8 protein-coding genes are annotated in these 12,085 nt (G+C 67.2%); 7 read left to right on the top strand and 1 reads right to left on the bottom strand.

Features of this window, described 5'->3' with window-relative positions:
- Window positions 1–80 precede the first annotated feature (80 nt).
- The 7 genes from FOF45_RS05145 to FOF45_RS05115 all read left to right on the top strand — a co-directional run bounded on the left by FOF45_RS05145 (window position 81) and on the right by FOF45_RS05115 (window position 10,899).
- The gene (locus FOF45_RS05145) at window positions 81–821 is read left to right on the top strand and encodes a SapC family protein (RefSeq protein ID WP_158982920.1); all 741 of its coding nucleotides are present in this window, start codon (window positions 81–83) and stop codon (window positions 819–821) included.
- Window positions 822–1,844 carry a cupin-like domain-containing protein gene (locus tag FOF45_RS05140; RefSeq protein WP_158982919.1) on the top strand — a complete coding sequence of 341 codons (1,023 nt, stop codon included), beginning with the start codon at window positions 822–824 and terminating at the stop codon, window positions 1,842–1,844. It begins immediately after the preceding gene.
- 43 nt (window positions 1,845–1,887) lie between these two features.
- Entirely contained in the window at window positions 1,888–3,405 is a 1,518-nt protein-coding gene (locus FOF45_RS05135) for a tryptophan halogenase family protein (protein ID WP_158982918.1), read from the top strand.
- A 58-nt stretch (window positions 3,406–3,463) separates the two neighbouring features.
- Window positions 3,464–6,019: a glycoside hydrolase family 3 protein gene (locus FOF45_RS05130; RefSeq protein ID WP_158982917.1), complete on the top strand. Its 2,556-nt coding sequence runs from the start codon at window positions 3,464–3,466 to the stop codon at window positions 6,017–6,019.
- Between the two features lie 424 nt (window positions 6,020–6,443).
- Window positions 6,444–7,961: a xylulokinase gene (xylB, locus tag FOF45_RS05125; protein ID WP_158982916.1), complete on the top strand. Its 1,518-nt coding sequence runs from the start codon at window positions 6,444–6,446 to the stop codon at window positions 7,959–7,961.
- Between the two features lie 53 nt (window positions 7,962–8,014).
- Window positions 8,015–9,346 (top strand): xylose isomerase, encoded by a 1,332-nt coding sequence (gene xylA / locus FOF45_RS05120; RefSeq protein ID WP_158982915.1) that lies wholly within the window; start codon window positions 8,015–8,017, stop codon window positions 9,344–9,346.
- Window positions 9,347–9,465: 119 nt separating this feature from the next.
- Window positions 9,466–10,899: a sugar porter family MFS transporter gene (locus tag FOF45_RS05115; protein ID WP_158982914.1), complete on the top strand. Its 1,434-nt coding sequence runs from the start codon at window positions 9,466–9,468 to the stop codon at window positions 10,897–10,899.
- Window positions 10,900–10,941: 42 nt separating this feature from the next.
- Here the strand turns inward: FOF45_RS05115 and FOF45_RS05110 are convergent, their stop codons facing one another.
- Complete coding sequence (locus FOF45_RS05110; RefSeq protein WP_233264054.1) at window positions 10,942–12,006, bottom strand: LacI family DNA-binding transcriptional regulator; 1,065 nt, start codon at window positions 12,004–12,006, stop codon at window positions 10,942–10,944.
- Between the last annotated feature and the right edge of the window lie 79 nt (window positions 12,007–12,085).

The following is a 12,085-nucleotide window of genomic DNA, read 5'->3' as shown; positions in this document are numbered from 1 at the left end:
CAGCGGTCCCTTTCTTTGACGGTTGCCCGCGGACGCGGGAACGCGCATAACATCAGGCGAATCCATCCATCGCGATCGTCATGGCCCGATACGAACTGCTGAACAACATCACGCACAAGGATCTGCGGGTCGTCACCCGTTTCGGTCGCGAGTACGGCGACGACACCGGCATGGTGCCGGCGTTCCCGACCGAGTTCGCCGAGCTGCAACGTGAGTACCCCATCTTCTTCCGCAAGGATCGCGAGGACGGTCAATGGCAGGCGGTGGCGCTGCTCGGCCTGGACACGAAGGAGAACCTGTTCCTGCAGGGCGACCGCTGGAACGCGGCGTACCTTCCCGGCGCGATGGCGCGCGGGCCGTTCCTGATCGGTTTCCAGGAGCAGCGCATCGACGGTGAACTGCGCCGCGAACCGGTCATCCACGTCGACATGGACCATCCGCGCATCGGCACCGACGACGGCGAGCGCGTGTTCATGCCGCACGGCGGCAACAGTGCGTACCTCGAACACGTCTCGGCGGTGCTGCGCGGCATCCGCGACGGTGTCGAGGCGGGCAGGGCGATGTACGCCGCGTTCGACGCACATGGCCTGATCGAGCCGGTGAAGCTCGACCTGCAACTGGACGAGCACCATCGCGTGAGCCTGGACGGGTTGTACGGCATCGATCGCGAACGCCTCGCGACGCTCGACGCGGCGGCGCTGCACGAACTGCACCGCGCCGGCTACCTGGAAGGCGCATTCCTGATGCTGGCCTCGCTGCACAACCTGCGCCGGCTGATGGCCGAGAAGCAGCGCCGCCTGCGCGGGATGGAGAACGCCTGAGTGGCCGAAGTGGCCGCCCGCGTCCGCGTCATCGACGACGTCCGCGCGGACGCGCTGCCGCTGGATGAACTGATCGCCTCGGCTGAGCCGGCCGTGCTGCGCGGCGTCGCGCGCGACTGGGCGCTGGTGCAGGCCGGCCTGCGTTCGACGCACGAGGCGATGGACTACCTTCGCGGTGAGTACAACGGCGAGGCGGTGACGTACTCGTGGGGCGATCGCGACGTCGCGGGTCGCCCGTTCTACAACGACGCGTTCACCGATCTGAACTTCGAAGTCCGCCGCGGCCGGCTCGAACAGGTGCTCGACGAGATCGCCGCCTGTGCCGACGACCCGCGGCCGCCGACCTACTACGTCGCGTCGCTGCTGATCGACACGCGCTTCCCGCGAATGCGCGCGACCAACGACCTCGGCCTGCGCGCGCATGGCATCGACGCGCCGCCGAGCATCTGGATCGGCAACCGCGTCACCGCGTCCTGCCATTACGACGCGATGAACAACATCGCCTGCTGCGCGGTCGGACGCCGTCGCTTCACGCTGTTCCCGCCGGAGCAGATCGGCAACCTGTATCCCGGGCCACTCGAGCCCACGCCCGGCGGGCAGGCGGTCAGCGTGGTCGATTTCGACGCGCCCGACTTCCAGCGCCATCCACGCTTCCGCGATGCGCTCGCCAGCGGGCAGAGCGCGGTGCTGGAGCCGGGCGACGCGATCTTCATCCCGAGTCTGTGGTGGCACCACGTGCAGGGACTGGAGGCGTTCAACGTCCTGGTGAACTACTGGTGGAGCAGCGTGCCCGCCTATGTGCCGACGCCGATGCACGCGCTGTACCACGCGATGTGGGCGATCCGTGACCGGCCCGAGCGCGAGAAGCAGGCATGGCGCGAGGTATTCGACTACTACGTGTTCGGCGCGGCGGAACGCGCGGGCGAACACCTGCCGGAAGCCGCGCGCAACGTGCTCGGTCCGGTCGACGAGACGCTCGCGCGGCAGCTGCGCGCGATGCTGATCGCAAAACTGAATCGTTGAGGCCGGGGCATCGGCGAAGTACGCGCATAGACCGGAGGGGCAAGTGGAGAACGGCAAGGTACGCAAGGTAGTGATCGCAGGCGGCGGCACCGCAGGCTGGCTCGCGGCGATCGCATTGACCCATCAGTTTCGCGAACGGCTGGAAGTGGTGCTGATCGAATCCGAACAGATCGGCACGGTCGGCGTCGGCGAATCGACGGTGCCGCCCATCCGCAACTTCCACCGCTTCGTGCAGATCGACGAGCAGGAATTCCTGCGCGCGGTCGCGGGTACGTTCAAGCTGGCGATCTCGTTCGAGAACTGGCTGCGCCCCGGCGATCGTTACATCCACCCGTTCGGCATCACCGGCCAAAGCACGCTGGTCTGCGGCTTCCACCACTTCTGGCTGGACAGCCTGCGCCGCGGCATGAAGTCGGAACTCGGCGACTATTGCCTGGAAACGCTGGCCGCGCGCGCGGATCGCTTCGCGCTGCCGCCGTCACCGCAGGTGAACTACGCGTACCACCTCGACGCGGGCCTGTACGCGCGCTTCCTGCGTGGCAAGGCCGAGGGCTACGGACTCAAGCGCATCGAAGGCAAGATCCGCGAAGTGCGGCAGAACCCGGAGTCGGGTTTCGTCGAATCGCTGTTGCTGGAAGACGGGCAGGTGGTCGCTGGCGACCTGTTCATCGACTGCACCGGCTTCCGCGGCCTGCTGATCGAACAGACGCTCAAGACCGGTTACGAAGACTGGAACCAGTGGCTGCCGTGCGACCGCGCGGTCGCGGTGCAGACCGAGTCGGTCGGCCCGCCCGTGCCGTACACGCGCGCGATCGCGCACGACGCCGGTTGGCGCTGGCACATTCCGCTGCAGCACCGCGTCGGTACCGGTTGGGTGTTCTCCAGTCGCCACATGTCCGACGACGAGGCGACGTCGCGCCTGTTGAACGACGCCGCCGCCAAACCGATCCGCGATCCGTGGCTGGTGCCGTTCCGCAGCGGACGCCGCCTGCAGGCGTGGAACAAGAACGTGGTGTCGCTGGGGCTGGCGAGCGGCTTCATCGAACCGCTGGAATCGACCAGCATCCACTTGTGCATGACGTCGATCATCCGACTGGTCGAACTGTTCCCGTTCGAAGGCATCCCGCAGTCGTTGGTCGATGTGTACAACCACACCGGCCGCATCGAGATGGAGCACGTGCGCGACTTCATCATCCTGCACTACCACGCCAACCAGCGCGACGGTGCGATGTGGAAGACGTGCCGCGAGATGGAGCTTCCCGATTCGCTGTCGATCCGCCTGCGCGCATGGCGCGAGCGCGCGCACGCATGGCAGGGCGCGAACGAGCTGTTCCGTGTCGACTCGTGGACGCACGTGATGCTCGGTCAGGGCATCGTGCCGCAGCAGCACCATCCGCTGTCCGACACGCTGTCCGACGAGGACATGCGCCGGTTGTTCGCGGGCGTGCGCAAGCCGATCGAGGAAGCCGTCGCGGGCATGCCGTCGCAGCAGGAGTTCATCGACCGCTATTGCAAGGCGTCGCCGGAAGTCTGGGCGGGACGAAAGCCGGCGATGGTCTGATTCGCGCGCGCCGCGAGGGGTTCGCGGCCGTGGACGCAACGCTCAAGAGGATCACGACGTGACGAACGGAAGCAGGCTCAAGCGTATCGGTGGCGGGGTGTTGGTGGTGTCGATCGTGCTGGCGCTTGTCGCCTGCCGTGGCGACGACCGCAAGGCGGCGAAAGAGGAGGCGGACAGCTCGCCCTGGCCGAAGGTGACGTGGCCGCTCAAGCAGGATCCGGCGCTGGAGAAGCGCATCGACGACCTGCTGGCGACGATGACCGTCGAGGAGAAGGTCGGTCAGATCGTGCAGGGCGACATCGGCAGCATCACCCCGGACGACGTGCGCAAGTATCGCCTCGGTTCGATCCTCGCCGGCGGCAACTCCGATCCGGGCGGCCGCTACGACGCGTCGCCGGCGGAATGGCTCGCGCTCGCCGACGCGTTCTACGAAGCATCGATGGATACCGCGCAGGGCGGCAAGGCGATCCCGGTGATTTTCGGCATCGACGCCGTGCACGGGCAGAGCAACATCGTCGGCGCGACACTGTTCCCGCACAACATCGGCATGGGCGCCACGCGCAATCCGGAGCTGCTGCGCCGCATCGGCGAGATCACCGCGCTGGAAACCCGCGTCACCGGCATGGAATGGGCGTTCGCGCCGACCGTCGCGGTACCGCAGGACGATCGCTGGGGCCGCTCGTACGAAGGCTATTCGGAATCGCCCGACGTCGTGGCGAGTTTCTCCGCCGCGGTGGTCGAAGGCCTGCAGGGCAAGGTCGGTTCGAAGGACTTCCTCGACGGCCGCCATGTGATTTCCTCCGTCAAGCATTTCCTCGGCGATGGCGGCACCACCGACGGCAAGGACCAGGGCAACACGCAGCTGTCGGAAGCCGAACTGGTGCGCATCCACGCGGCGGGTTATCCGCCGGCGATCGCGGCCGGCGCGCAGTCGGTGATGGCCTCGTTCAACTCCGTCAACGGCGTGCGCATGCATGGCAACACGACGCTGCTGACCGATGTACTCAAGGGGCGCATGCAGTTCGGCGGCTTCGTCGTCGGCGACTGGAACGGCCACGGCCTGGTGCCGGGCTGCACCAGCACCAATTGCCCGGCCACGATCAACGCCGGGCTCGACATGGCGATGGCCTCCGACAGCTGGCGTGGCTTCTACGACACCACCCTTGCGGCGGTGAAGGCCGGCACGATCCCGATGGCACGGCTCGACGATGCGGTGCGCCGCATCCTGCGGGTGAAGTTCCGCCTCGGTCTGTTCGAGGCCGGCAAGCCTTCGCAGCGTGCGGTCGGCGGAAAGTTCGAACTGCTCGGTTCGCCCGAACATCGCGCCGTTGCGCGCCAGGCGGTGCGCGAATCGCTGGTGTTGCTGAAGAACCAGGGCGGCGTGCTGCCGCTGCAGCCGAAGCAGCGCATCCTCGTCGCCGGCGACGGCGCCAACGATGTCGGCAAGCAGGCCGGCGGCTGGACGCTCAACTGGCAGGGCACGGGCACCAAGCGTGCCGACTTCCCGAACGCGGACTCGATCTACGAAGGCATCGCCGCGCAGGCCAAGGCCGCCGGCGGCGAAGCGACGCTGTCGATCGACGGCAAGTACAAGCACAAGCCGGATGTCGCGGTCGTGGTGTTCGGCGAGAATCCGTACGCCGAATTCCAGGGCGACATCCCGCACCTGCTGTACAAGCCGGGCAACGACTCGGACCTGGAGATGATCAAGCGCCTGAAAGGCGAGGGCATCCCGGTCGTGGCGGTGTTCCTGAGCGGCCGTCCGCTGTGGATGAATCGCGAAATCAATGCCGCCGATGCTTTCGTCGCGGCATGGCTGCCGGGTTCGGAAGGCGCGGGCATCGCCGACGTGCTGCTGCGCAAGCCCGACGGCGGCGTGCAGTACGACTTCAAGGGCAAGCTCAGCTTCAGTTGGCCGCGCACCGCGGTCCAGTACGCCAACAACGTCGGGCAGAAGGACTACAACCCGCTGTTCCCGTTCGGCTTCGGCCTGACCTACGCAACCAAGGGCGACCTTGCGCCGCTGTCGGAGGATTCCGGCGTGACGGGCGGGCTGACCGAGCCCGGCACGTTCTACGCGCGCGGTCGCGTCACCGACGGAATGGCGATGCGCCTGACCAATGCGGCCGGCCAGGTCATCCAGGTGACGACGCTGCCGGCGGCGTTGCAGGACGACAGCCTCAAGGTGGTCGCGGTCGATCACGAAGCGCAGGAGGATGCGCGCCGCTTCACGTGGTCCGGTGCGCAGGCGGCGACGCTGTGGCTGGCGTCGCAGACGCCGCTCGACCTCGCACGCGAAACCAACGGCGACGTCATGCTGGTGCTGACGCTGAGGCCCGAGCAGGTGCCCGCGTCGGACATCGCGATCGGCGTCACCTGTGGCGGCACCTGCAAGGCCGCGGTGCCGATGCGCGAGACGCTGGCCGGATTGCCGGTGGGGCAGTGGACCACGGTGGGCGTACCGCTCAAGTGCTTCGCGCAGGCGGGCGCGGACACGGCCAAGCTCGACGCGGTGCTGCAATTGGAAACCGCCGGCAAGCTGCAGCTGTCGATCTCGCGCATCGCGCTAGGGGCTTCGAACGAGGCCAAGCACGTGGTCGCCTGCCCGCGCTGATGCGCGTTCCGGCCCATTGCGGGCGACCTCCGTGTCGCCCCGATCCTGACCCGATCGCCATCCCGGCGACGGGGTCGGGAAGCGGGCTGCTGCAGGCATCGAAAAGCCCTGTTCAGGCGGCCGAAAAGTTAGCGCTACCTTTACTTCTTCGATCCAAGGGCGTTCAGGGGACCGGGTTCGGCGCTCCTGGATCCTCTCCGCAGGCGCCTCACCAGCCAAGGAGCGAAAGCGATCGCGATTCCACATTTCCGCACTGCAGCAAGGCTTTTTCCGCATCGCTGGTAGAGTGCGTCCTACCCGCCGGGCCCAGATCGCCACTCATGACAATGCTGGTCGCTACTTCCAGTGATGGTCCCTCCTGCCACCGAAATGGTAGCGCTAACTTTTTTGGAGCCCGGGTTCACACCACCATGAGCGTGTCCTCGTGAGTCTGTTCGTCGGTCTGGACGTCGGAACCCAGAGCGTCAAGCTGGTCGCCTATGACCCGCAGGCGCGCCGCATCGTCGCCACCCACGGCCAGCCGCTGGAGCTGATCGCCGGCAACGATGGCAGCCGTGAGCAGCATGCGCAGTGGTGGATCGATGCGATCCGCAGTTGCTTCGCCCGTCTCGATCCCGCCCTGCGCACGCGCGTCGCGGCGATCGGCGTGTCCGGCCAGCAGCACGGTTTCGTGCCGGTGGACCGCGACGGCAACGTGCTCGCGCCGGCCAAGCTGTGGTGCGACACCAGCACCAGCGCCGAATGCGACGAGATCATGTCCGCCGTCGGCGGTGCACGCCGCAGCGTCGAACTCGCCGGCAATCCGATCCTCGCCGGCTACACCGCATCCAAGCTGCCGTGGACGCGCAAGCATCGTCCCGAGGTCTACGCGAAGCTCGCGTCGATCCTACTGCCGCACGACTACGTCAACTTCTGGCTGACCGGCGAGCGCTGGATGGAATACGGCGACGCCTCCGGCACGGGCTGGCTCGACGTGCGCACGCGCACCTGGTCGCGCGACATGCTCGCCGCGACCGATGCGCGCACCGATCTTTCCGCGATGCTGCCACCGCTGGTCGAGGCCGACAGCAGCGTCTTCATCTCGCGCGCGATCGCCGAGGAACTCGGCCTGCCGCGCGACGTGCGCGTGGCGGCCGGCGGCGGCGACAACATGATGGCCGCCATCGGTACCGGCAACGTCGCCAATGGCGTGCTGACGATGAGCCTGGGCACTTCGGGCACGCTGTTCGCCCACGCGGACCGGCCGGTCGTCGACGAGGACGCCGGCTGGGCCGCGTTCTGCTCGTCCACCGGCGGCTGGCTGCCGCTGATCTGCACGATGAACTGCACCGTCGCCACCGAGAACGTCGCGAAGCTGTTCGGTTTCAGCACGCGCGATGGCGATGCGGTGATGGCCGGCACGACGCCGGGCGCCGACGGGCTGGTGATGCTGCCGTTCTTCAACGGCGAACGCACGCCCGATCTGCCGAACGCGCGCGCCAGTCTGTCCGGCATGGACATGGGCAACCTCACCCGCGGCAACATGTATCGCGCCGCGATGGAAGGTGCGACGTACGCGCTGCGCAACGGCTTCGACGCGCTGCAGGCCAAGGGTCTGAGCTTCGACTCGATCCGCCTCACCGGCGGCGGCAGCCAGAGCGCGGCATGGCGGCAGATGGTCGCCGACGTGTTCGATCTGCCCGTGCAAGTGCCCGAACAGGCCGAAGGCGCCGCGTTCGGTGCCGCATTGCAGGCACTGTGGGCGCATTCGCGCGCGACCGGTGCGGCCTCCGACATCGCTGCCATCGCACGCGAACACGTGGGCGTCGACGAATCCGCCTCGGCGAAGCCGCAGGCCGACGCCGTCGCCGCCTACGCCACGCATTACCGGCAGTTCCTCCGACACCTCGGTTCGGCGCAGCAGCTCTACGGGCCTGCGTCGTCCGCGACCGCGCCGCGCTGACGCCCCCCACGCCAACGCCCCTTCCACTTCATCGACGAACGACTCCCACGAACATGAGCAAGCACTTCATCGGCGCCAAGGAATACTTCCCCGGCATTGGCCGCATCCCGTTCGAGGGACGCGATTCCGACAACCCGCTGGCCTTCAAGGTCTACGACGCCGACAAGAAGGTCGGCGGCAAGACGATGGCCGAGCACCTGAAATTCGCGGTGTGCTACTGGCACACCTTCACCAACGCCGGCCACGATCCGTTCGGCCCGGGCACGCGCAGGTTCCCGTGGGAAGGCGCGACGCCGATGCAGACGGCGGAGAACAAGGTCGACGCCGCGTTCGAGTTCATCACCAAGCTTGGCGTGCCGTACTACTGCTTCCACGATGTCGACCTGGCGCCGGATGCCGAGGACATCGGCCAGTACGAGAAGAACCTCAAGCACATGGTCGCGCTCGCCAAGGAGCGCCAGAACGCCACCGGCGTGAAGCTGCTGTGGGGCACGGCCAACCTGTTCTCGCATCCGCGCTACATGAACGGTGCGTCGACCAACCCGGACTTCAACGTCGTCGCGCGCGCCGCGGTGCAGGTGAAGGCCGCGATCGACGCGACCGTCGAACTGGGCGGCGAGCACTACGTGTTCTGGGGCGGCCGCGAAGGCTACGCCAGCCTCGTCAACACCGACATGAAGCGTGAGCTGGACCATTTCGCCCGCTTCCTGACGATGGCGCGCGACTACGGCCGCAGCATCGGCTTCAAGGGCTACTACCTCATCGAGCCCAAGCCGATGGAGCCGATGAAGCACCAGTACGACTTCGACAGCGCCACCGTCGCCGGCTTCCTGCAGCAGCACGGCCTCGAGAAGGACTTCAAGCTCAACATCGAAGCCAACCACGCCACGCTGTCGGGCCACACCTTCGAGCACGACCTGCAGGTCGCGTCCGACCACGGCCTGCTCGGCAGCATCGACGCCAACCGCGGCAATCCGCAGAACGGCTGGGACACCGACCAGTTCCCGACCGACCTGTACGACACCGTCGGCGCGATGATGGTCGTGCTGCGCCAGGGCGGCCTCGTCGGCGGCCTTAACTTCGACGCCAAGGCGCGTCGCGAGTCGACCGACATGGAAGACCTGTTCATCGCCCACATCGGCGGCATGGACGCGTTCGCGCGCGGACTGGAAGTCGCCCACTCGCTGCTCACCGCCTCGCCGTGGGAACAGTGGCGCAAGGAACGCTACGCCAGCTTCGACGGCGGCGCGGGCCTGGACTTCGCCAAGGGCAAGCTCGGCCTGGCCGACCTGCACGCGCTGGCGCTCAAGAACGGCGAGCCGGCGCAGGTCAGCGGCAAGCAGGAGCGTTACGAAAACCTATTCAATCAGCATCTGCTGCGCTGACGGTGCTGGAAGCCGCATGATGTGACGGGTGCCTTCCCGCCGCCGGAGCGGGAAGGCGCAGTCGAGGGGCACCGCAGTGCGCGGTGAGGGGTCCGGCCACAAACGACGAGTGCAAGCGAATGAACAGCGCCATGCTCGAAAGTGCCACGTCCGCGAACAACGCGGAGAACACCCGTTTCATCATCCTGGTCAGTTGCGTCGCCACCATCGGTGGCTTCCTGTTCGGTTTCGACAGTGGCGTCATCAACGGCACCGTCGACGGCCTGCAGCAGGCGTTCCAGTCGACCAAGGCCGGCCTCGGCTTCGAAGTCGCTTCCATGCTGCTGGGCTGTGCGATCGGCGCGTTCTTCGCCGGCCGTCTGGCCGACCGCTGGGGCAGACGCTCGGTGCTGATCATCTCGGCCGTGTTGTTCCTGATCTCCGCGCTCGGCTCGGGTGCGGCGAGCAGTTCGACGATGTTCGTCATCGCGCGCGTGATCGGCGGCTTCGCCGTCGGCGCGGCGAGCGTGATGTCGCCGGCCTACATCGCCGAAGTCGCCTCCGCGCGCTATCGCGGACGGCTGGCGACGGTGCAGCAGATCGCCATCATCGGCGGCCTGTTCAGCGCATTCCTCAGCAATTACCTGTTGGCCAAGACCGCCGGTGCGTCCACGCAACCGCTGTGGATGGGCCATGAAGCGTGGCGCTGGATGTTCTGGATGATGGCCATTCCGTCGGCACTGTTCCTGGTGCTGCTGCTGATCATCCCGGAAAGCCCGCGCTACCTGGTCGTGAAGAAGCGCAAGGCTGACGCGCTGGCGGTGCTCACGCGCCTGTACGGCGCAACGGAAGCGCAGACCAAGCTCACCGAGATCGATGCGTCGCTGTCCTCGGACCACCACCGTCCGCAGCTGTCGGACCTGGTCAACAAGGCGACCGGCAAGATCCGCCCGATCGTGTGGATCGGCATCGGCCTGGCGACGTTCCAGCAGCTGGTCGGCATCAACGTCGTGTTCTATTACGGCGCGGTGCTGTGGCAGGCGGTCGGTTTCTCCGAAAGCGACGCGCTGCTGATCAACGTACTGTCCGGTGCGCTGAGCATCGGCGCGTGCCTGGTGACGGTGCTGCTGATCGACCGCATCGGCCGCAAGCCGCTGCTGTGGATCGGCTCGGTCGGCATGGCCGTGTCGCTGGCGCTGATGACGTTCGCTTTCGCCACCGCATCGCTGGACGCGGGCGGCAAGCTGGTGCTGTCCGACGGCATGGGCACGCTGGCGCTGGTCGCGGCCAACGTCTACGTGATCTTCTTCAACGCCTCGTGGGGCCCGGTGATGTGGGTCATGCTCGGCGAGATGTTCCCGAACCAGATCCGCGGCTCGGGCCTGGCTGTCGCCGGCGCCGCGCAGTGGACCAGCAACTTCGCCATCACCGTGACCTTCCCGATCCTGCTGGCCGGTATCGGCCTGGCGGGCGCCTACGGCATCTACACCGTGGCCGCGATCGTGTCGGTGTTCTTTGTCCTCAAGTACGTCTACGAGACCAAGGGCAAGGAACTGGAGCAGATGGAAGGCTGACGCAACATGCGAAAGGCCACCGCCGCCAGGCGCGACGACGTTTCATCCGCCGCGCCTGGCCGGAGGTGCGACCGAATCGCGCGTGACCAGCTGATGCGCGATGACGTGGTCGACGACCACGCGCGTGCTCTTGTCCTTGCGGCGGATGTTGCGCAGCAGGATGTCGACGGCCGAGTCCGCCATCGCGGCGATCGGCTGGTGGATCGTGCTGAGCTCCGGCCACACGGTGGTCGCGGCGGACGTATCGTCGAATCCGACCACCGACAGGTCGCGCGGCACATCCAGTCCGCGCCGGTGCGCGACCGATACAACAGCCGCGGCCATGTCGTCGTTGCTGGCGAAGATCGCGGTCGGCGGCTTCTTGTGCGCGAGCAGTTTCTCCGCGGCTTCGAGGCCCGAGCGGTAGGTGAAGTAACCCTGCTGCACCAGCGAATGGTCGACCTCGATCCCGGCCTGCGAGTGCGCGGCCTGGAACCCTTCGTAACGGCGCGCGCTGGCGGTCTGGTTCGGATGGCCCTTGATGTAGCCGATGCGCGTGTGGCCGAGCGAGATCAGGTGCGCGGTGATCTCCTGGCTGGCGCGGAAATCGTCAATGCGCACGCTGGAGATTTCCTGGCTGAAGCGGCCCGATGCGATCGCGACTACCGGGATGCCGGCCGCCACCAGCTCCGACACCACCGCCTTGGATTCGCACAGCGGCGGCGGCAGGATCGCGCCGGCCACGCTCTTGCCAAGGGCGCGCGCGGCGTTGCGCTGCGCTTCGGCGTTGTAGTTGTCCCAGCTGTCGATCATCAGTTGCGCCGCCGTGCGCGCCGCGCCGCGCAGTGCGCCGACCAGCAACTCACGCAGATAGGCCGAGCTGGGGTTGGTGTAGATCAGCGCGATGCGCGTGTGCTGCGCCGCGGCGAGCGAACTGGCGGCGAGGTTGGGCGTGTAGTCCAGCTCCTTCACCGCGCGCATCACGCGTTCGCGCGTGGTGTCGCGGACCTTGCCCTGGCCATTGACGACGCGGGACACCGTCATCGGCGAAACGTTCGCCAGCGCGGCCACTTCGTCGATGGTGACGGCGTGTCCCTTGCGGCGAATGGATTTCCTGGTCTTCTCCAACGTTCCTTCCTTCTGTCGGCCTGCGGCAGAACGCAGCGCGCCAAGCAGGATGCGCCGCGCGTGCGATGCACCCCCATCA

It is taken from the genome of Lysobacter panacisoli (assembly GCF_009765165.1).
Taxonomy (GTDB): Bacteria; Pseudomonadota; Gammaproteobacteria; order Xanthomonadales; family Xanthomonadaceae; genus Lysobacter_J; species Lysobacter_J panacisoli.
The sequence above is the reverse complement of the archived record's forward strand: the minus strand, read 5'-3'. Positions and strand labels throughout refer to the sequence as shown.